This window comes from Streptomyces sp. ATCC 21386, from assembly GCF_018728545.1.
Lineage (GTDB): Bacteria > Actinomycetota > Actinomycetes > Streptomycetales > Streptomycetaceae > Streptomyces.
In genome coordinates this window covers 7,627,044-7,648,142 of record NZ_JAAVVL010000001.1, presented here as the reverse complement: position 1 = coordinate 7,648,142, position 21,099 = coordinate 7,627,044, and the positions used below count along the sequence as shown (strand labels likewise).

The 21,099-nt window shown below is 69.5% G+C and carries 18 protein-coding genes; 12 read left to right on the top strand and 6 right to left on the bottom strand.

Going from position 1 to position 21,099, the window contains the following annotated elements; genetic code table 11:
* Positions 1–64: 64 nt before the first annotated feature.
* Entirely contained in the window at positions 65–721 is a 657-nt protein-coding gene (locus GWK25_RS32835) for a TetR family transcriptional regulator (RefSeq protein ID WP_215455190.1), read from the bottom strand.
* A gap of 100 nt (positions 722–821) precedes the next feature.
* Between GWK25_RS32835 and GWK25_RS32830 the strand changes: the two genes are divergently transcribed.
* Positions 822–2,447: an MFS transporter gene (locus GWK25_RS32830; RefSeq protein ID WP_215455189.1), complete on the top strand. Its 1,626-nt coding sequence runs from the start codon at positions 822–824 to the stop codon at positions 2,445–2,447.
* 285 nt (positions 2,448–2,732) lie between these two features.
* The gene (locus tag GWK25_RS32825) at positions 2,733–3,038 is read left to right on the top strand and encodes a small hydrophobic protein (protein ID WP_215455188.1); all 306 of its coding nucleotides are present in this window, start codon (positions 2,733–2,735) and stop codon (positions 3,036–3,038) included.
* 51 nt (positions 3,039–3,089) lie between these two features.
* On the opposite strand, the gene GWK25_RS32820 is transcribed toward GWK25_RS32825, so the two are convergent.
* Both GWK25_RS32820 and aceE read right to left on the bottom strand, forming a co-directional pair.
* On the bottom strand, positions 3,090–3,845 hold the full coding sequence (locus GWK25_RS32820; RefSeq protein ID WP_215455187.1) for a potassium channel family protein: 756 nt from the start codon (positions 3,843–3,845) through the stop codon (positions 3,090–3,092).
* Positions 3,846–3,942: 97 nt separating this feature from the next.
* Positions 3,943–6,690, bottom strand: a complete 2,748-nt coding sequence (gene aceE, locus GWK25_RS32815; protein WP_215455186.1) for a pyruvate dehydrogenase (acetyl-transferring), homodimeric type — start codon at positions 6,688–6,690, stop codon at positions 3,943–3,945.
* 436 nt (positions 6,691–7,126) lie between these two features.
* On the opposite strand from aceE, the gene GWK25_RS32810 reads away from it, so the two are divergent.
* From GWK25_RS32810 to GWK25_RS32785, 6 genes are all read left to right on the top strand, one after another.
* The gene (locus tag GWK25_RS32810; RefSeq protein ID WP_033527287.1) at positions 7,127–7,567 is read left to right on the top strand and encodes a DUF3052 domain-containing protein; all 441 of its coding nucleotides are present in this window, start codon (positions 7,127–7,129) and stop codon (positions 7,565–7,567) included.
* Between the two features lie 203 nt (positions 7,568–7,770).
* Entirely contained in the window at positions 7,771–8,229 is a 459-nt protein-coding gene (locus GWK25_RS32805) for a peroxiredoxin (protein WP_215455185.1), read from the top strand.
* Positions 8,230–8,343: 114 nt separating this feature from the next.
* Complete coding sequence (locus GWK25_RS32800; RefSeq protein WP_005478762.1) at positions 8,344–8,919, top strand: calcium homeostasis/redox stress adaptation protein; 576 nt, start codon at positions 8,344–8,346, stop codon at positions 8,917–8,919.
* Positions 8,920–9,118: 199 nt separating this feature from the next.
* The gene (locus GWK25_RS32795; protein ID WP_215455184.1) at positions 9,119–9,694 is read left to right on the top strand and encodes a TerD family protein; all 576 of its coding nucleotides are present in this window, start codon (positions 9,119–9,121) and stop codon (positions 9,692–9,694) included.
* A gap of 125 nt (positions 9,695–9,819) precedes the next feature.
* A complete protein-coding gene (locus GWK25_RS32790) occupies positions 9,820–10,965 on the top strand; it encodes a DUF475 domain-containing protein (protein ID WP_215455183.1) in 1,146 nt (381 codons plus the stop codon).
* A 109-nt stretch (positions 10,966–11,074) separates the two neighbouring features.
* On the top strand, positions 11,075–11,812 hold the full coding sequence (locus GWK25_RS32785; RefSeq protein WP_215455182.1) for a Tellurium resistance: 738 nt from the start codon (positions 11,075–11,077) through the stop codon (positions 11,810–11,812).
* Between the two features lie 46 nt (positions 11,813–11,858).
* Here the strand turns inward: GWK25_RS32785 and GWK25_RS32780 are convergent, their stop codons facing one another.
* Positions 11,859–12,704 (bottom strand): TerD family protein, encoded by an 846-nt coding sequence (locus GWK25_RS32780; protein ID WP_215455181.1) that lies wholly within the window; start codon positions 12,702–12,704, stop codon positions 11,859–11,861.
* A gap of 190 nt (positions 12,705–12,894) precedes the next feature.
* Here GWK25_RS32780 and GWK25_RS32775 point away from each other — a divergent pair, with 190 nt between their 5' ends.
* Genes GWK25_RS32775 through GWK25_RS32765 form a run of 3 tightly spaced genes read left to right on the top strand, consistent with a single transcriptional unit; the run spans position 12,895 to position 17,449 of the window.
* Positions 12,895–14,061: an HpcH/HpaI aldolase/citrate lyase family protein gene (locus GWK25_RS32775; protein WP_215455180.1), complete on the top strand. Its 1,167-nt coding sequence runs from the start codon at positions 12,895–12,897 to the stop codon at positions 14,059–14,061.
* Positions 14,062–14,120: 59 nt separating this feature from the next.
* Positions 14,121–16,622, top strand: coding sequence for a phosphoribosyltransferase (locus tag GWK25_RS32770; RefSeq protein WP_215455179.1), 2,502 nt, complete (start codon positions 14,121–14,123; stop codon positions 16,620–16,622).
* Positions 16,622–17,449 carry an HAD family hydrolase gene (locus GWK25_RS32765; protein ID WP_215455178.1) on the top strand — a complete coding sequence of 276 codons (828 nt, stop codon included), beginning with the start codon at positions 16,622–16,624 and terminating at the stop codon, positions 17,447–17,449. The genes GWK25_RS32770 and GWK25_RS32765 overlap by 1 nt, the downstream gene beginning before the upstream one ends.
* A 14-nt stretch (positions 17,450–17,463) precedes the next feature.
* On the opposite strand, the gene GWK25_RS32760 is transcribed toward GWK25_RS32765, so the two are convergent.
* Together GWK25_RS32760 and GWK25_RS32755 are read right to left on the bottom strand one after the other, a co-directional pair.
* A complete protein-coding gene (locus tag GWK25_RS32760) occupies positions 17,464–18,192 on the bottom strand; it encodes a DedA family protein (RefSeq protein ID WP_374200703.1) in 729 nt (242 codons plus the stop codon).
* 97 nt (positions 18,193–18,289) lie between these two features.
* Positions 18,290–18,535: a zinc ribbon domain-containing protein gene (locus GWK25_RS32755; protein WP_215455176.1), complete on the bottom strand. Its 246-nt coding sequence runs from the start codon at positions 18,533–18,535 to the stop codon at positions 18,290–18,292.
* Positions 18,536–18,952: 417 nt separating this feature from the next.
* Here GWK25_RS32755 and GWK25_RS32750 point away from each other — a divergent pair, with 417 nt between their 5' ends.
* Entirely contained in the window at positions 18,953–21,079 is a 2,127-nt protein-coding gene (locus GWK25_RS32750) for a transglycosylase domain-containing protein (RefSeq protein ID WP_215457769.1), read from the top strand.
* Positions 21,080–21,099 lie beyond the last annotated feature (20 nt).

Below are 21,099 nucleotides of genomic sequence, written 5' to 3'. Positions count from 1 at the left end.
TTCGATCACGCCCGTTCCGTGCGGTGCGCAGAGAAGGTCCCGTTGATTCCCTTGCTGGCGTTTTTCAGTCAGTACGCCACTTTTCGGCCAACGACGGGCGCAGGGCGTCCAGATGCGCGGCGGTCAGCTCGCGCATCGCCTCCATGCTGAGGTCGCCGCCCAGTGCCCACAGCCGTTCTGTGACACGCATGACACCGGCGAACACCGCCACCGCGACACGCGGCCGGGGATCGGTCTCCACATCGAGCCCCTCGCGCTCGGCGATGATCCGTTCGATCTGCCGGCCCACCTCGTCCGCCCGGCGCAGATGCGCGGCCAGCAGCGCCGGGGTCGACTCGACCATGCCGTACGCGCGCAGGTGGAGGTCGAGCGGAACGACCTGGCCGACAGCCGCGCCGAAGGAGTCCCAGCCCTCCAGGACGGCGTTGCGCATCGCCTCCAGCGGGGCCTCGTGCGCCGGCCGGGCGCGCACCGCCGCCAGGAAGTGCTCGTGGGTGAGGCCCGTGACCGCGAGCGCGGCCTCCTCCTTGCCCGCGAAGTAGCGGAAGAAGGTGCGCTGCGACACGTCGACGGCCTCGGCGATCTCGTCGACGGTCGTCGCCTCGTACCCCCGCGTGGTGAACAGCTCCAGAGCCGCCCGCAGCAGCGCGTCATGGGTGCGCTGCTTCTTCCGCTCGCGCAGCCCGGGCCGCTCGTCCGCCGTCGCCGCCGCAGTCTCCATGAACCCTCGTCTCCACCCGCCCCTGCGGCGAGTGACGTGACAGTTACCGACTTGTGAATTGGTTTGTCAACTGTCAGTGGCTGTCATTAGCCTCGCACGCATGACTAGTCAGACCACTGTCGACAAGACGGGCCCGGGGGACAAGGCGCCAGACGTCCCGTCGGACCCGACGACGAACCAGGGCCGGGGCCTGCGCGGCCATCCCTGGTTCACCCTCCTCACCGTGGCCGTCGGCGTCATGATGGTCGCCCTCGACGGCACCATCGTGGCGATCGCCAACCCGGCCATCGCCAAGGATCTGGGTGCCACCTGGACCGATGTCCAGTGGATCACCAACGCGTACTTCCTCGCCCTCGCCGTCACGCTCATCACCGCGGGCAAGCTGGGCGACCGCTTCGGCCACCGCCAGACCTTCCTCATAGGCGTGGTCGGCTTCGCCGCCGCCTCCGGCGCCATCGGCCTGTCGAACTCGGTCGCCTTCGTGGTGACCTTCCGTGTCTTCCAGGGCCTGTTCGGCGCGCTGCTGATGCCCGCCGCGCTCGGTCTGCTGCGCGCCACGTTCCCCGCCGAGAAGCTGAACATGGCGATCGGCATCTGGGGCATGGTCATCGGCGCCTCCACCGCGGGCGGCCCGATCCTCGGCGGCTTCCTGGTGGAGAACGTCAGCTGGCAGTCGGTCTTCTGGATCAACGTCCCGGTCGGCGTCCTCGCCGCGGCCCTGGGCGCCTGGATCCTGCTGGACCACCGCGCCGAGAACGCCCCGCGCTCCTTCGACGTCCTGGGCATCGCCCTGCTGTCCGGAGCCATGTTCTGCCTGGTCTGGGCGCTCATCAAGGCGCCGGAGTGGGGCTGGGGCGACGCCCAGACCTGGACCTTCCTGGTCGTCTCCGTCGTCGGCTTCGCGCTCTTCGCCCTCTGGGAGACGAAGGTGAAGGAGCCGCTCATCCCGCTGGCCCTCTTCCGTTCCGTACCGCTCTCGGCGGGTGTCGTGCTGATGGTCCTGATGGCCATCGCCTTCATGGGCGGCCTGTTCTTCGTGACGTTCTACCTCCAGAACGTGCATGGCATGAGCCCCATCGACGCGGGTCTGCACCTGCTCCCGCTCACCGGCATGATGATCGTCGGCTCGCCCCTGGCCGGCGCGCTGATCACCAGGGCGGGACCGCGTGTCCCGCTGGCGGGCGGTATGGCCTGCACCGCGATCGCCATGTACGGCATGTCGACCCTGGAGACGGACACCGGCAGCGCCGTGATGTCCCTCTGGTTCGCCCTCCTCGGCCTCGGCCTCGCCCCGGTGATGGTCGGCGCCACCGAGGTCATCGTCGGCAACGCGCCCCTGGAGCTGTCCGGTGTCGCCGGCGGTCTCCAGCAGGCCGCGATGCAGATCGGCGGCAGCCTCGGTACGGCCGTGCTGGGCGCCGTGATGACGTCCAAGGTGGACAGCGACTTCGCGGGCAACTGGAAGGACGCGGGGCTCCCGCCGCTCGACGAGGCGCAGCTCGCCCAGGCCAAGCAGGCCGTCCAGCAGGGCGCGGCCCCCGTCGCCGAGGGCACCCCGGCGGAGATCGCAGCGAAGATCACCACGGTCGCGCACGACACGTTCATCTCCGGCATGAGCCTGGCGTCCCTGGTCGCCGCCGGGGTGGCCGCGGTCGCCGTCCTCGTGGCGTTCCTGACCAAGCGCGGCGCGAACGCCGAGGCGGGTGCCGGAGCGGCGCACATCTAACAGCTCCGCCGCTGCTTCACGCGCGGGTTTCCGCCCGCGTTCGCCTATCAGGGTGACAACGCTGAAGATCGCTTCCACCCGGTGCGCGCCGCAGGTCACAGTGGGTCAAGTCCTCCGCACGGCATAGTCGTTCGACCGCGGAGCGATCCGGGGGTCTGCGGCGCGCTGCCGGAGGGGGGCAGCGCGCGCAGGCGGCTCCGCCAACTTCGCCGGTTTCAACCACTCCGCCGGGGTACTCGCCATCTCGTACTCGAACTGACCGCGAGGTTCAGGGAGTTGTTGACTATGGCGGGCTTCGGACACAGTTCGCGCAGGCACCCTCGCTCACGTGGCCGGACGTGGTCACGGAGCGGGCCGGATCGCGCGACCCTCGGGATCATCGGAGTCATCTGCGCCGTCGCCGGATTCTTCGTCCTGGGCATCGTCCTGGGACCCGTGGCGGTCCTCTGCGGCTGGCTGGCCATGAACCGCACCTGGTCCGGCGCCCGCCCCGTTCCCGCGATCATCGCGGTCGTTCTGGGTGCGATCGACACGATCCTGGCGATCATCTGGCTGGCGGGCGTGACAGGGCCGGGAACGGGTCTCGTCTGACCGTGCGGCCCACCCACCCGTACCCGCCGACGCAACCGGCACCGCCCACTCTCACCGGCGCTGCTCAGGCACCCCTTCAACAGACTTCAACGACGCCACCTCCGCCCGCAGCAGCCGAACCTCCTCGGCCAGTTCCGCTATCGCGGCCGTCTGGCGCCGCTCCTCCGCGTCGTCCTTCTCGAACCGAGCTATGAACCACGCCGCGATGTTCGCGGTCACCACACCCAGCAGCGCGATCCCGGACAGCATCAGCCCGACCGCCAGCACCCGCCCCAGCCCGGTCGTCGGCGCGTGGTCCCCGTACCCCACGGTCGTCATCGTCGTGAACGACCACCACACCGCGTCGTCCAGGGTGTGGATGTTCCCGCCGGGCGCCTCCCGTTCCACGGACAGCACCGCCAGCGACCCGAACATCAGCAGCCCGACGACCGCCCCGCCGACATACGTCGTGAGCCTTATCTGCGAGGCCATCCGCGCCCGCTGCCCGACCAGCAGCAGTGTCGCCACCACCCGCAGCAGCCGCAGCGGCTGGATCATCGGCAGCACCACGGCCGCCAGGTCCAGCCACCGTGTCCGGACGAACTCCCGGCGGTGTTCGGCGAGCGTCAGCCGGATCAGGTAGTCGAGCGCGAAGGCGCCCCACACGACCCACTCGACGGCCTCGCACCACCACTCCACCTGGTCGCTCGCGTCCGGCCGCACGATCGGCACGGCGTACGCGACGGCGAACGCCAGGGCCAGGCCGAACAGCGGACGCTGTGTGTTCTGTTCCCAACGGACCTGTGCCGAGACCGATCGCTGCTTCATGTCCGCATCGTAGGAAACGTGAAGGGGTGGTGAACCCACCGGTTCACCACCCCTTGACACCGTCGGCCGTTCTGAACAGGTCGGCCGAGCGCGGCGGCTAGGCGTCGCCGCCCGCGGCCCCCGGGTCCGCCGCCGCCACGTCGAGCAGCTGGTAGCGGTCGATGGCCTGCTTCAGCACCGAGCGGTCCACCTTGCCCTCACGCGCCAGTTCGGTCAGCACGGCGACCACGATCGACTGCGCGTCGATGTGGAAGAAGCGCCGGGCCGCGCCCCGGGTGTCCGCGAAGCCGAAGCCGTCCGCGCCCAGCGACTGGTACGTGCCCGGCACCCAGCGCGAGATCTGGTCCGGCACCGACCGCATCCAGTCGGAGACGGCCACGAACGGCCCCTCGGCGCCGCTCAGCTTCCGCGTCACGTACGGGACCTGCTGCTCCTCCTCGGGGTGCAGCAGGTTGTGCCGCTCCACCTCGACCGCGTCACGGCGCAGCTCGTTCCAGGAGGTCGCCGACCAGACGTCCGCCTTCACGTTCCAGTCGGCGGCGAGGATCGCCTGCGCCTCGACCGCCCACGGCACCGCGACACCGGAGGCGATGATCTGCGCGGGGATCGAGCCCGCCTCGCCGGCCCGGTAGCGGTGGATGCCCTTGAGGATGCCCTCGACGTCCACGTCCGCCGGCTCGGCCGGGTGCTGGATCGGCTCGTTGTAGACGGTGAGGTAGTAGAAGACGTCCTCGCCCGGCTTGCCGTCCGCGGTCTCGCCGTACATCCGGCGCAGACCGTCCTTCACGATGTGCGCGATCTCGTACCCGAACGCCGGGTCGTAGGCGACACAGCCCGGGTTGGTGGACGCCAGCAGCTGCGAGTGCCCGTCCGCGTGCTGCAGCCCCTCACCGGTCAGGGTCGTACGGCCGGCGGTCGCGCCCAGGACGAAACCACGGGCCAGCTGGTCGGACATCTGCCAGAACTGGTCACCGGTGCGCTGGAAACCGAACATCGAGTAGAAGACGTAGACCGGGATGAGCGGTTCGCCGTGCGTGGCGTACGCCGAACCGGCGGCGATCAGCGAGGCCGTGCAGCCCGCCTCCGAGATGCCGTCGTGCAGCATCTGCCCGGTCGGGGACTCCTTGTACGCGAGCAGCAGATCGCGGTCGACCGCCTCGTACTGCTGGCCGAGCGGGTTGTAGATCTTCGCGCTCGGGAAGAACGAGTCCATACCGAAGGTGCGGTACTCGTCGGGCGCGATCAGTACGAACCGCTTGCCGATCTCCTTGTCCCGCATGAGGTCCTTCAGCAGTCGGACGAACGCCATGGTGGTGGCGATCGACTGCTGACCGGAGCCCTTCTTCACACTCGCGTACGTCTTCTCCTCCGGCAGTGCCAGCGGCTTCGCCCGCACGATGCGCGTCGGGACGTACCCGCCGAGCCCCTTGCGGCGGTCGTGCATGTACTGGATCTCCTCGGAGTCCCGCCCGGGGTGGTAGTACGGCGGGGCGCCGCTCTCCAGCTCCTTGTCGGAGATCGGCAGGTGCAGCCGGTCGCGGAAGCGCTTGAGGTCGTCGACCGTCAGCTTCTTCATCTGGTGCGTGGCGTTGCGGCCCTCGAAGTTCGGGCCCAGGGTCCAGCCCTTGACCGTCTTCGCCAGGATGACCGTCGGCTGGCCCTTGTGCTCGTAGGCCGCCTTGTACGCCGCGTAGATCTTGCGGTGGTCGTGACCGCCGCGGCCCAGGTGCAGGATCTGGTCGTCGGTCATGTTCTCGACCATCGCGCGCAGCCGGTGGTCGTCACCGAAGAAGTGGTCGCGGATGTACGCCCCGGTCTCCGTGGCGTACGTCTGGTACTGGCCGTCCGGCGTGGTGTTCATCCGGTTGACCAGCACACCGTCGCGGTCCTGCGCGAGCAGCGGGTCCCAGGAGCGGTCCCAGACGAGCTTGATCACGTTCCAGCCGGCGCCCCGGAAGACCGACTCCAGCTCCTGGATGACCTTGCCGTTGCCGCGCACCGGGCCGTCGAGGCGCTGGAGGTTGCAGTTCACGACGAACGTCAGGTTGTCGAGGCCCTCGCGCGCGGCGAGGGTGAGCTGGCCGAGCGACTCCGGCTCGTCCATCTCGCCGTCGCCGAGGAAGGCCCAGACGTGCGACTTGGAGGTGTCCGCGATCCCGCGCGCCTCCATGTAGCGGTTCATCCGCGCCTGGAAGATCGCGCCCAGCGGGCCGAGGCCCATGGACACGGTCGGGAACTCCCAGAAGTCCGGCATCAGGCGCGGGTGCGGGTAGCTGGACAGGCCGTACGGCGCCTTGGACTTCTCCTGGCGGAACGCGTCCAGCTGCTGGTCGTCGAGCCGGTCCAGCAGATAGGCGCGGGCGTAGATGCCGGGGGAGGCGTGGCCCTGGAAGAAGATCTGGTCGCCGCCGTCGCCCTCGTCCTTGCCGCGGAAGAAGTGGTTGAAGCCCACGTCGTAGAGGGAGGCGGAGGACGCGAAGGTCGCGATGTGACCACCGACGCCGATCCCGGGCCGCTGGGCGCGCGAGACCATCACGGCGGCGTTCCAGCGGGTCGCGTTGAGGATCTTCCGCTCGATCTCCTCGTTGCCGGGGAAGAACGGCTCGGCCTTGGTCGGGATGGTGTTGACGTAGTCCGTGCTGCGCATCTCGGGCACGGCCACGCGCTTCTCGCGGGCCCGCTCGATGAGCCGGAGCATCAGGTAGCGCGCGCGCTCACGGCCGCGCTCGTCCACGGCGGCGTCGAGCGAGTCGAGCCACTCCTGGGTCTCCTCGGGATCGAAGTCAGGGACCTGACTCGGAAGGCCGCCAATGATGATCGGATTGCGATCGGATCCGGAAGCCACGCTGTTCCTTAGCTGTCAGAGGGCCGCTCTTCAATGGTTCTTCTGGGGGTTCCGCAGGGGTTCTTCTGGGGGTTCTCTAGGTGCCTGCACCGCCCCCCATCGTGTACCTCGGGAACGCAAACGTCATCTCTACCGAGAGGTAACCAGGGCGGTCACTGGCTCGACAAAGGTAGTAAAGGTATTCGATGCTCGTACCCCCGGATGGTTGCCGAACGCGCAAAAAGGGCAGAACGGTGTGGCGTGTGTCACGTGAAGCCGTGAATCCGCGTAGAGAGTTGCGGTGACACGGCCCGGATCGTCACCGTTTCGGCGGTCTCCGAGGCTGGGTACTTGCGCGATCCGCCCCGCCCGTGTGGACTACGGCCAATGCTTCGCGCACGCGCGTGGCTGATTCCCCAGGGGGCGACCCCACCCGAACATGATCAGGAGGCAACCCGTGAGCGCGACCGCGGACCACGCGGAGGAGCGGACGAACCCTGCCGCGAGGCTGGGGTTCCAGCCCGAGCAGGTGGTCCAGGAGATCGGCTACGACGACGATGTCGACCAGGAGCTCCGCGAGTCCATCGAGGAAGTCGTAGGCAGTGAGCTCGTCGACGAGGACTACGACGACGTGGCCGATGCCGTCGTGCTGTGGTTCCGAGACGACGACGGCGACCTGACGGATGTGCTGGTGGACGCCACCACGTACATCGAGGAAGGTGGCTCGATCCTGCTGCTGACGCCCAAGACCGGGCGGGACGGCTATGTGGAGCCCAGCGACATTTCGGAGGCCGCGACGACTGCGGGGTTGTCCGCGTCGAAGAGTGTCAGCGTGGGCAAGGACTGGAGCGGAAGCCGGCTGGTCACGCCGAAGGCGGCGAAGTCCGGCAAGAGGTAGACGCTGCCGCTTTGGGCTCGGCAGGTTCGCCTGAGAGCTCGGTGGGTTCTGTGTGACGGCGGCGGCGGGTTCGTCGTGGCTTGTCGCGCAGTTCCCCGCGCCCCTGGAGGCGGGCCCCTTCGGGGCCACCCCTCCAGGGGCGCCTCGTTTCCCGTGCGTAGGCTGGGTCACCCGAACAGTCCATGAAGGGACTCAGGTAGATCATGGCGATCCAGGTCGGTGACAAGGCCCCCGATTTCGAGCTCAAGGACAATCACGGCGCCACCGTGCGGCTCTCGGACTTCCGGGGCGAGAAGAACGTGGTGGTGCTCTTCTACCCGTTCGCGTTCACCGGGGTGTGCACGGGCGAGTTGTGCGAGCTGCGGGACAACCTGCCGAAGTTCGTCAACGACGACGTGCAGCTGCTGGCCGTGTCGAACGACTCCATCCACACCCTGCGGGTCTTCGCCGAGCAGGAGGGCCTGGAGTACCCGCTGCTGTCGGACTTCTGGCCGCACGGCGAGGTCTCCCGGGCGTACGGCGTCTTCGACGCGGACAAGGGCTGCGCGGTGCGCGGCACGTTCATCGTCGACAAGGAGGGCCTCGTCCGCTGGTCGGTCGTCAACGCCCTGCCCGACGCCCGCGACCTGAACGAGTACCTCGCGGCCCTCGACACCCTGTGATTCTTCGGTTCCACACCCTGCGGGGAACGGGAACCCGTCACTAGGATCGACACGTTGATCCGACACAGACGCAACGCAGGGGCTCCCCGCCCCTGAAACCAAACGGAGGACTTCGTGGGAGTCAGCCTCAGCAAGGGCGGCAACGTATCGCTGACCAAGGAGGCGCCGGGCCTGACCGCGGTCATCATCGGACTGGGGTGGGACATCCGTACCACGACCGGCACCGACTTCGACCTGGACGCCAGTGCCCTGCTGCTCGACGCGTCGGGCAAGGTCAGCAGCGACGCCAACTTCATCTTCTTCAACAACCTGAAGAGCCCGGACGGCTCGGTCGAGCACACCGGCGACAACCTCACCGGTGAGGGCGAGGGCGACGACGAGCAGATCAAGGTCAACCTCGCGACCGTCCCGGCCGAGATCGAGAAGATCGTCTTCCCGGTCTCGATCTACGACGCCGAGAACCGTCAGCAGTCCTTCGGCCAGGTCCGCAACGCCTTCATCCGCGTGGTGAACCAGGCGGGCGAGGCGGAGATCGCCCGCTACGACCTCTCCGAGGACGCCTCCACCGAGACCGCCATGGTCTTCGGCGAGCTCTACCGGCACGGCGCCGAGTGGAAGTTCCGTGCCATCGGCCAGGGCTACGCCTCGGGCCTGCGCGGTATCGCCCAGGACTTCGGTGTGAACGTCTGAGTCACGGGGGAAGACCCCCGTGCGCCACAGACGCACGGGGGAAGATCCCCGTGCGCCACAGACTCACCACGTCCGGCGCCGCAGTCGACACCGACCGCGGCGCCGGACGCGCTCGTACGACGAGGGCGGGCGGCCCGCGCGTACGCGACAACTGAACAGTTGAGCAACTGCAGCTCGAAAATCGGGGAGGACCAGCACCATGGGCGTCACACTCGCCAAGGGAGGCAATGTCTCCCTCTCCAAGGCCGCGCCGAACCTCACACAAGTGTTGGTCGGGCTCGGCTGGGACGTCCGGACCACCACCGGAGCCCCCTTCGACCTCGACGCCAGCGCGCTGCTGTGCCAGGGCGGCCGGGTGCTGGGGGACGAGTGGTTCGTCTTCTACAACAACCTCAAGAGCCCGGACGGCTCGGTCGAGCACACCGGCGACAACCTCACCGGTGAGGGCGACGGTGACGACGAGTCGCTGATCATCGACCTCTCCCGGGTGCCGGCCAGCGTCGACAAGATCGTCTTCCCGGTCTCCATCCATGACGCCGAGAACCGCGGCCAGGCCTTCGGGCAGGTCAGCAACGCCTTCATCCGCGTGGTCAACCAGGCCGACGGCCAAGAACTCGCCCGCTACGACCTCTCCGAGGACGCCTCCACCGAGACCGCGATGATCTTCGGCGAGGTCTACCGCTACGGCGGCGAGTGGAAGTTCCGCGCGGTGGGACAGGGGTACGCGTCCGGCCTGCGGGGCATCGCCCTCGACTTCGGGGTGAACGTCTCGTAGCGCTATATGCGCAAAAGCCGGGGCCGTGTGGGGTGCGAGGGGTACCCGACTAGACTTCGGGTTCAAAGTTTCGTAAAGCCGCGCGCGGCGCGGGGGAACCCCGTACACACACGATTGGGTAGCCAGTGGTTCTGAAAACCTTCGGCTGGTCGTTCGCGGTCACCGCGCTCGGCTTGGTCGCAGCGGTTCTCTACGACGGATGGACGGCTCTCGGGCTCGTCGCGATCCTCTGCGTCCTGGAGATCTCGCTGTCGTTCGACAACGCGGTGGTCAACGCCGGGATCGTGAAGAAGATGAATGCCTTCTGGCAGAAGATCTTCCTCACCATCGGCATCCTGATCGCCGTCTTCGGTATGCGGCTGATCTTCCCCGTCGTCATCGTCGCCATCAGCGCCAAGCTCGGGCCGATCGAGGCCGTCGACCTGGCGCTGACCGACAAGGACCAGTACCAGCAGTACGTGACCGACGCGCACCCGTCGATCGCGGCCTTCGGCGGTATGTTCCTGCTGATGATCTTCCTGGACTTCATCTTCGAGGACCGGGACATCAAGTGGCTGGGCTGGCTGGAGCGCCCGCTGTCCAAGCTCGGCAAGATCGACATGCTGTCGGCCTGCATCGCGATGATCGTCCTGCTGATCACCTCGATGACCTTCGCGACCCACGCCCACCAGCACGGCGGCACCCATGCCGACAAGGCGCAGACGGTCCTGATCTCCGGCCTCGCGGGCCTCATCACCTACCTGATCGTCGGTGGTCTCTCCGGCTACTTCGAGAACAAGCTGGAGGAGGACGAGGAGCGCGAGCACGAGGAGGAGGAAGAGGCGGCCCGCACCGGCAAGCCGCGTTCGGCCGTCGCCCTCGCCGGCAAGGCCGCGTTCTTCATGTTCCTCTACCTGGAGGTCCTGGACGCGTCCTTCTCCTTCGACGGCGTGATCGGTGCCTTCGCCATCACCAACGACATCGTCCTGATGGCGCTGGGCCTCGGTGTCGGCGCGATGTACGTCCGGTCGCTGACCGTGTACCTGGTCCGCCAGGGCACCCTCGACGACTACGTCTACCTGGAGCACGGCGCGCACTACGCGATCGGCGCGCTCGCCGCGATCCTCCTCGTCACCATCCAGTACGAGATCAACGAGTTCATCACCGGTTCCGTCGGTGTCATCCTGATCGCCTGGTCCTTCTGGTCCTCCGTCCGCCGCAACAAGGCGCTGGCGGCCGAAGAGGGAAAAGCTGACGCCGCCGACAAGGCGGAGGTCTCCTCCGGGGTGTGATCACCCGTGCGGTGAGGGCAGGCTCTGAGCGGGGCGGCCGACGAGGATGCGTCCTCGTCGGCCGCCCCGTCGGTGGTTGACGCGACGACACGGCAGGTGTGGGGCGGGCATGAGTTTTCTGGACAACCTGTGGCGCGGGCGGGCCTCGGAGTTCGACGCGGGCAACGCGGCGACCAACGCGATCGAGCTGACCAAGCGGCACCAGAAGGTGTCCCTCTCCAAGCAGAACGCGGCCGCCGGCCATCTGCGGGTCAACCTGTCCTGGCGGATGCGGACCTCCGACATCGGCGCGCCCAAGCGCCAGAGCGTGCTGCGGCACCCCTTCAAGGCCCTCAGGCCGGAGGAGGTGCAGGCGCACAGCCAGAGCATGGTGAACGTCGACCTCGACCTCGGCTGCCTCTACGAACTGGCCGACGGGACCAAGGGGGTCGTCCAGCCCCTGGGCGGCTTCCTCGGCGACATCAACGAGGCGCCCTACATGCGGCTCAGCGGGGACGACCGGTTCGGCTCCGGGTCCGGCGAGACGATGTACATCAACCTGGACCACCGGGACCAGTTCAAGCGGATGCTGGTCTTCGTCTACATCTACGACCAGACGCCGGCCTTCGACCGTACGCACGCGATCGTGACGCTGTACCCGAGCAACGGGCCGCGGATCGAGATAGGCCTGGACGAGCGGCATCCGCAGGCCCGGTCCTGTGCGGTGGTGATGATCGAGAACGTCAAGGGCGAGATCACCGTGCGCCGGGAGGTGAAGTTCGTCTACGGCTTCCAGGCCGAGCTCGACCGGTTGTACGGGTGGGGGCTGCAGTGGGGGCGGGGCTACAAGACCAAGGCGGAGCGCTGACGGGGGCCGAGGCGCGCAGTTCCCCGCGCCCCTCGGCGGTGATCCCTCAGCGGCCGATGAACTGAGGGCCCTGCGGGGGCAGGCGGAAGTTCGGGTCCAGGGCCGCCGCCGTGGGCTGCGGGTAGCCGTAGGCCGGGCCGTTGGTGGTGGCGGGCGTCGGCTGCGGGTGGGGGTAGCCGTAGGCCGACAGCTGGGTCGGGGCCGCCGGGGGGTAGCCGTACGCGGGCTGGGACGGAACGCCCGTCGGGGGCTGCTCCGGGGGCAGCGGGGCCGAGATCTCCGGGGCCGGGGTCTGGGTCGTGGCGTCCTCGTCGGCCGTCGCGGCCGCCGCCTCCGACTCGTCGACCGAGATGCCGAAGTCCATGGCGAGGCCCTGGAGGCCGTTGGTGTAGCCCTCGCCCAGGGCACGGAACTTCCAGCCGCCGCCCCGGCGGTAGAGCTCACCGCAGATCAGGGCGGTCTCGTCGCCGGTCTCCGGCTTGATGTCGAAATACGCCAGCGGTTCGGCGTCCGCGACGGTGGCGTCGTACAGCAGAATGCGCAGGGACCGTACGCGGCCGAAGGGGACGGGCTGCCCGGAGGCGTCGTCGGCGGAGGCCACGAGGAGAATCTGGCCGACGGCGGACTCGACACCGGCCAGATCGGTCTGGATGGTGTCGGTGAGGCCTTCGGCCACACGCTTTTTGCCGAGTCGCCACACCTTGCCCGAGGGATGGCGTGGCTGGTTGTAGAAGACGAAGTCCTCGTCGGACCGTACGCGGCCGTCGGGGCCGAGGAGCAGCGCCGAGGCGTCGACGTCCGGGGCGTCCTGCCCCGGCGCCCAGCGCAGCACGGCGCGGACCGCCGTGGCTTCTACGGGGACGTTCGACCCCTTCAGCATCGCGTGCGTCATGCGGTCATCCTGCCCTCTCGGTCCTGATCACGACAACGCGGGGGCGGCGAACCGCCGACGAGAACGTCCAGCGCCCGACACCGCCGGGTTACCAGAACTTCACGACCGGCGGGAACTGATGTCACACATTTGTACGTACTATTACCGGCCACGATCGTGACCGGATGCCGAGCAAGCACGGGGGAACCACATGCGTCATTTCGGGCACATAGCCCCTGAGGAGCGGCGGCGTCTGTTCTACCGGGAGCCCGGCGTCTTCGACGCCGACTCCCCGGCCCGGGTGCTCGCCGCCGCGCTCGGTGCCACGCTCTACAGCCCGGCGACCCGGGAGCGGCTCGCCGACGACATCGTCAAGCAGGCCGGGCGCGGTGTGGTCTCCATGGTGCTCTGCCTGGAGGACTCCATCGACGACGCCGAGGTCGTGGGCGCCGAGGAGAACCTCGTCCGGCAGTTCACCGACCTCGCCGCCCGGCCGGACGTCGAGCTTCCGCTGCTCTTCATCAGAGTCCGCCTCCCCGAGCAGATACCCGACCTGGTCAGCCGGTTCGGCCCGGCCGTACGGCTGCTGTCCGGTTTCGTGTTCCCCAAGTTCACCGAGGAACGGGGCGTGGCCTTCCTGGAGGCGCTCACCGCCGCCGAGGCCGCGAGCGGGCGGCGGCTGTTCGGGATGCCGGTTCTCGAATCGCCCGAGCTGATGTACCGGGAGACGCGCGTAGAGGCGCTCCAGGGCATCGCCCACACCGTCGACAAGTACCGCGACCGCGTCCTCGCGCTGCGTCTGGGCGTCACCGACTTCTGCTCCTCCTACGCGCTGCGCCGGGCACCGGACATGACCGCGTACGACGTCCAGATCGTGGCCTCCGTGATCGCCGACGTGGTGAACGTGCTCGGCCGCGCCGACGGCACCGGGTTCACGGTGACCGGGCCGGTGTGGGAGTACTTCCGGGTCCAGGAGCGGATGTTCAAGCCGCAGCTGCGCACCAGCCCCTTCCTGGCGAACCGGGCCGTGGAGCTGCGTGAGTCGCTGATCGAGCACTCGCTGGACGGTCTGCTCCGGGAGATCTCCCTGGACCACGCCAACGGGTTGCTCGGCAAGACCTGCATCCACCCCTCGCACGTGCTGCCGGTGCACGCCCTGTCCGTGGTCAGCCACGAGGAGTACGGCGACGCCCAGGACATCCTGCGGCCCGAGCGGGGCGGCGGCGGTGTCCTGCGCTCGGCCTCCCGGAACAAGATGAACGAGGTCAAGCCGCACCGCGCCTGGGCGGAAAGGGTTCTGCAGCGTGCCGAGGTGTTCGGTGTCGCCAACGAGGACATCGGGTTCGTGGACCTGCTGGCCGCGGGCCTGCCCGACTGACCCGCACTCGCCCGCCCACTCCATGCGCCGTACCGACCGCCGTACCGACTAAGGAATCGATGAACAACGCAGCGAACGACACGACCGGGGCCCGTGGCGGAGTCTGGTCCGGGGCCTGGGTCCGTGAACGGCTCGGGGTCGAACTGGTCGGGGACGAGGAGCTGACCGGGCTCCTGGGGCTCGCGTTGCGGCGCAATCCCAAGCGGGCGCATCTGCTGGTGTCGAACGTCCTCGGCAAGCATGTGCCGCAGTCCCCGGCCGTCGTCCACGGGCACGGGTTCGCGCTGGGCCGCCGGGTGCGACAGCTGCTGGGGGAGGACGGGGCGCGGGCCGCGGTCGTCCTCGGGTACGCCGAGACCGCCACCGGGCTCGGACACTCCGTCGCGGACGGGGTGGGCGAGGCGCCCTACCTCCACTCCACCCGGCGTCCCGTCGAGGGGGTCGCCCAGGCCGGGGGCTTCGAGGAGTCCCACTCCCACGCCACCTCGCACCTGCTGCTGCCGGAGGACCCCGCCCTGCTCGCGGGGCCGGGGCCGCTGGTGCTCGTCGACGACGAGTTCTCGACCGGGAACACGGTCCTCAACACCATCCGCGCACTGCACGAGCGGTATCCGCGGGAGCGGTACGTCGTGGTGGCGCTGGTCGACATGCGGTCGGCCGACGACCAGGGACGGCTGGCCGCGTTCGCCCGGGAGATCGGGGCGCGCGTCGACCTGGTGACCGCGGCGAAAGGAACCGTACGGCTGCCGGAGGGGGTGCTGGCCAAGGGCCAGGCGCTCGTGGCGGAACATGAAGGATCGGCGCCGGGGGGTGCCGGTGCGGCCGGGACTTCGGCGGCCGGGGTCCCGCGGGTCGAGTTGGGCTGGCCCGCCGGGGTGCCCGACGGGGGGCGGCACGGCTTCACCCCCGCGCATCGCGCACGGCTGGAGAGCGCGTTGCCCGCCATGGCCGCGCGCATCGCCGAGGCCCTGCCCCCGGGGGCCCGCCGAGTGCTGGTGCTCGGTTTCGAGGAGCTGATGTACGCCCCGCTGGCGCTCGCCCGGGAGCTGGAGAAGTCGGCCGGGGAAGAGCTGGAGATACGCTTCTCCACCACCACGCGGTCGCCTGTCCTCGCCGTCGACGACCCTGGCTACGCGATACGCAGCCGCCTCGTCTTCCCGGCCCACGACGACCCGGCGGACGGGCCGGGGGAGCGGTACGCCTACAACGTGGCCGGCGGCGGCTTCGACACGGTGGTCGCGGTCGTCGACTCGGCCGCCGACACGGCCGCGCTGCACGCCGACGACGGCCTGCTGGCCACCCTCGCCGCCCACGTGCCCGGCGTACTCCTCGCCGTGGTCCCGTCGTACGTCCCGTCGACCGTGCCGGCGCCCCCGACCCCGCACCTTCCCGAAAGGCCAGCCATGCTCTCCGAGCCCCTCCGCGGCCCCGACTTCTCCTCCTACGCCGCCGACGAGGTGGGCTGGCTGCTCCAGGACCTCTCGGACGTGACGCTGGAGGCGCCCACCGAGGAGCGGGAGGAGGCCATCCAGAGCGGGGGCGCGCACTACGCCGAGTCCCTGCCGGTCGAGTACCAGCCGAGCGAGCAGTACCAGGCCCTCTTCCACAGCGCGCTCGACACGTCCGCCGAGCGCATCGCCGTCGCGGTGGGCGTGGTGACCGAGACCGTGCTGGCCGAGCGGTCGGCGCGGCCCGTCCTGGTGTCGCTGGCCCGTGCCGGGACGCCCGTGGGCGTGCTGATGCGGCGTTGGGCGCGGCACCGCCACGACATCGAGGTGCCGCACTACGCCGTGTCCATCGTGCGGGGCCGCGGTATCGACGCCAACGCGCTGCGCTGGCTCGCCGACCGCCACGACCCCGCCGACGTCGTGTTCGTCGACGGCTGGACCGGCAAGGGCGCGATCACCCGGGAACTCGCCGCCGCGATCGAGGAGTTCGAGGCGTCCGACGGGATCACCGGGTTCGACCCCGAGATCGCCGTCCTCGCCGACCCGGGCTCGTGCGTGCGGACGTACGGCACCCGGGAGGACTTCCTGATCCCCTCCGCCTGCCTCAACTCCACCGTCTCCGGGCTGATCTCACGGACCGTGCTGCGCGCGGACCTCGTCGGGCCCGACGACTTCCACGGCGCCAAGTTCTACCGGGAGCTGGCCGGCGTCGATGTGTCGGTGGACTTCCTGGACGCCGTGGCCGCCCGCTTCCCGGACGTCGAGGACGCGGTCGACGTCCGGACCAAGGAACTGCTCGCCGCCGACCGCACCCCCACCTGGGAGGGCTGGGCGGCCGTCGAGCGGATCAGCGAGGAGTACGGGATCCACGACGTGAACCTGGTCAAGCCCGGTGTCGGAGAGACCACTCGGGTGCTGCTGCGCCGGGTACCGTGGAAGATCCTCGCGCGGGCCGGGGCGGGCGCGGACCTCGACCACGTACGTCTGCTCGCCGAACAGAGAGGGGTACCGGTGGAAGAGGTGGCCGAACTGCCGTACACATGCGTGGGGTTGATCCACCCGAAGTTCACGCGGGGCGCCACCGGCGCCGACGGCAAGGCGGTGGCGGTCTGATGCCGGGCCCCAGGGTTCTCGTCGCGAGCGATCTGGACCGTACGCTCATCTACTCCTCCGCCGCGCTCGCGCTGACCATGCCGGACGCGCGGGCGCCCCGGCTGCTCACCGTCGAGGTGCACGAGAGCAAGCCGCTGTCGTACATGACGGAGACGGCCGCGGGGCTGCTGGCCGAGCTGGGCGACACGGCGGTGTTCGTGCCGACCACGACCCGGACGCGCAAGCAGTACCAGCGGATCAGTCTGCCGGGTCCGGAGCCGACGTACGCGATCTGCGCCAACGGCGGGCATCTGCTGGTGGACGGCGTCACGGACGTCGCCTGGCACGAGCGGGTGACGGCCCGGCTCGCCGAGGAGTGCGCGCCGCTCGCCGAGGTGCGGGACCATCTGGCGGCCACGGCGCACCCGACGTGGGTGCGCAAGCACCGCGTCGCCGAGGAGCTGTTCGTCTATCTCGTCGTCGAGCGTGAGCTGCTCCCCGAGGAGTGGGTGAAGGAGCTCGCGGTCTGGGCCGAGAACCGCGGGTGGACCGTCTCGCTCCAGGGACGCAAGCTCTACGCCGTGCCGAAGCCGCTCACCAAGTCGGCGGCGATGAGGGAGGTCGCCCGGCGGACGGGGGCCGAGCTGACCTTGGCCGCGGGGGACTCCCTGCTCGACGCCGATCTGTTGCTCGCGGTGGACCGGGCCTGGCGGCCCGGGCACGGGGAGCTGGCGGAGGCGGGGTTCGTGGGCCCGGGGGTGAGTGCGCTGCCCGAGCGAGGGGTGCTGGCCGGGGAGCGGATTCTTCGGGAGTTCTTGCGGGCCTCGCGGGGCGCTCCGCGCGGGTGAGCGGCTCGTTCCGGTCAGGGGGTGGGGGTGCGGTGCGATGCTGGCTGCCGGTCCGCTGTGGCTTGTCGCGCCCGCGCGGCGGAGCCGCATATGTCAGCGCCCCGCGCCCCTTCAGGGCTGCTGTTGCGTGACCTCTTCAGGAAGCGGAGGAGGATGAAGGTCAGCAGGGCCAGGGCCGCTCCGGCGAGGACGATCTTCGAGTACGTCGAGACGATCGCCGTGACCTCTGTCCAGTTGGCGCCCAGGAAGTAGCCGGCCAGGACGAAGACCGTGTTCCAGATGGCGCTGCCCAGGGTGGTCAGCAGGGTGAAGACGGGCAGGGGCATGCGTTCCACGCCGGCCGGGACCGAGATCAGGCTGCGGAAGACCGGGATCATCCGGCCGAAGAAGATCGCCTTGGTGCCGTGTTTCAGGAACCAGGCTTCTGTCTTCTCGATGTCCGATACCTTGACCAGGGGGAGCTTCGCGGCGATGGCGACCGTGCGGTCGCGGCCGAGCAGGGCGCCGACGCCGTAGAGGGCGAGGGCGCCGACCACGGAGCCCGCGGTGGTCCACAGCAGGGCGGCGAAGAGGTTCATCTGCCCGGTGCTCGCGGCGAAGCCGGCGAGGGGGAGAATGACCTCGCTGGGGATCGGCGGGAAGAGGTTCTCCAGCGCGACGGCGAGGCCCGCGCCCGGCGCCCCCAGCAGATCCATCAGACCGATGATCCACAGGGGTGCGCCGCTCATCGACTCCGCTTGCATGGCTGTCATGGGGGCACGCTAGGCGAACGAAGCTGAAGGGAGCCTGAGGCGTGGGTGAACGTCCGAGGGGCGGGTTCCGTTGATCGAGGTGTGTTGATCAACCGCAGCAGCCGCCACCGCAGCACCCGCCGCCACCACCACCACCACCACCACCACCACCGCCGCCCGCCCGGGGCGCAGGGGCGGACATGGCGGCCGACCCTCCGACGGCGACCGTCGACAGCAGTTTGACCGTGTCGGAGTGGCCCTCGGGGCAGTCCGCAGGGGCGGAGGACTCGGCCATCGGGCGGCTCAGTTCGAAGGTGTCGCCGCAGGTCCGGCAGCGGTATTCGTAGCGAGGCATGGGGTCAGGCTAACGGGAGTGCGGGGGGCGGCAAGGGGGCCGCGTTCTGCCTGGTCGGTCACACTGGCCAAATTTTCACGCTCCTGACAGAAGCGTTTGTGAAAGTGACTGATAATTTGTGGTCGCTGTGTGGAGACCGGGAGGCCGGGGGAACAGGGGGCCACTGCCGCGGGTGTGGCGGCCGTGACCATCCACGCGGCGGTGCCAAGTGGGGAGGGGGGACAGTCATGACCGCTGTCCTTGGTCGATCGGGAGACACGTGTCCCGGTCGGATAGTCGCCGTGCGCGGGCGGAAGGTTGCCGCGCACCGCCGAATAATTGCTGGGCACCGCTCGGGCCGTCCGCGTACGGGAGCCCGCCGTGGCTAGCAGGGGGAAGGGGCAGGAGGAGGGGGTGCCGGAGGAGTCCGACCTCACCATGCAGCTGAAGCTCCCGCCGGCCCCGGCGGACGAGACCATGCAGCTGCGGGTGCTGGAGCCGGGGACGTTCGACCTCCCGCAGGAGCCGTCGGCGTCGGGCAGACGCGGCAGACGCAAGGCGCCCAGGCCGTCGGTTCTGGCCAGATTCACCGCGGTCGCCGGCGCGCGACTGGCCCCGTTCGCGCCCTTCGCCCGCCGGATGCGTCCGCAGTACCCCCGTCCGGGCCGTGCCGACTGGCGCCGCTGGGTGCCGTCCTGGCGGCAGTCGCTGGGGGCCGCGGGACTGGCCGTGGGCGTCAGCGGCATGTTCCTGTCCGTCGCCTACGCCGCCACGGACATACCGGAGGACCTCAACACCTTCGCCACCCAGCAGGACAACGTGTACTTCTGGTCCGACGGCACCCCCATGGCCCGTACGGGCTGGGTCCGACGCCAGGCGATGCCCCTGAAGGACGTCCCCCAGGACGTGCGCTGGGCGGTCCTCGCGGCGGAGAACGCGAGCTTCTACTCCGACCCCGGCATCTCCCTGAGCGGCATCACCCGCGCCCTGGTGCGCACCGTCGGCGAGGGCGACACCCAGGGCGGCTCGACCATCACCCAGCAGTACGTCAAGAACGTCTATCTGACCCAGGACCGCTCGCTCGGCCGCAAGTTCGACGAGGCGCTGCTCGCCCTCAAGCTCGACAACCAGATGAGCAAGGACGAGATCCTGGAGGGTTACCTCAACACCAGCTGGTTCGGCCGCGGCACCTACGGCATCCAGCGCGCCTCCCAGGCGTACTACGGCAAGGACGTCAGCGAGCTGAACGTCAGCGAGGCCGCGGTTCTCGCCTCCCTCCTCAAGGGCGCGGGCCTCTACGACCCCACCCTGAGCAAGGCCAACCGGGAACGGGCGGTCGTGCGCTGGGAGTGGATCCTGGACCGGATGGTCGCCATCGGCAAGCTCTCCGAGGCCGAGCGCGCCAAGTACACGAAGTTTCCCGAGCCGATCGAACAGTCGAGCCAGTACGACACCGGTAAGCAGAGCGACTACCTGGTGCAGCTGGCCTCCCAGTACGCGAAGAAGGCGGCGAACCTCACCGATCAGGAGTTCGACCGGGGTGGGTACCAGATCTACACCACCTTCGACAAGGACCGGCAGAACGAGCTGACCGACGCCGTCACCAAGGCCCGCAAGGAAGTCCGCGAGGACAACCCGAAGAAGGCGCGGACCGCGCACTTCGGCGCCTCCTCGGTCGCCGCCGACGGCAGGATCCTCGCCGTCTACGGCGGCCCCGACCACCGCAGACAGGGCTTCAACGAGTCGAACGCGACCACCGTCCCGGCCGGCTCGGCCTTCCTCCCCTTCGTCTACGCGGCGGGGCTGGAACACGGTGTCGTCAAGGAGCGCGGCGGCGGGGCTACACCTGTCACCCCGCAGACGATCTACGACGGCAACAACGCCGTGCCGGTGACCACCCCCGAGGGGCCCTACTGGGACCGCGACGGCGACCAGGTCTCCGCCCGTAACGACGGCAAGAAGTCCTGGGGCCCGATCACCCTGCACGACGCGCTCGTCCGGTCGGTGAACACCCCGTTCATGCAGCTCGGCATGGACACCGGCCTGGCCAAGGTGCGCGGCACCGCCGAGGCGGCCGGACTGCTCTCCTCCAGCTTCGGCGCGCAGGTGCCGGCGCTGTCCGTGGGCAGCGCCACGCCCAGCGCGATCCGTATGGCCAGCGGCTACAGCACCTTCGCCGCGCTGGGCAAGCACACCGAGCCGTACTCCGTGCGGAAGGTGACGCACAACGGGTCCAAGGTCGCCCTGAACAAACCGAAGCCGAAGCGCGCGATGAGCGGCAAGGTGGCCGCCGAGGTCACCTCGGCGCTCACCGACGCCTACCGCACCGCCCACCCCGACTCGCCCGGTGCCGCCTCCTTCGAGGTGGCCGCCAAGGGCGGGACCACCCAGGACGACAAGGCCGCCTGGTACGTCGGAACGGCCGACGCGGTGTCGACCGCCGTCGTCGTCTACCGCATCGACCTGGCCAAGAGCCTGGAGCCGCTGCCGCTCGACGGGATCGCCGGAACACCCAACGCCGGGGTCCCCTACGACATCTGGTCCAGTGCGATGAGGATCGGCTGACCACCGATGAGCAACCGCAC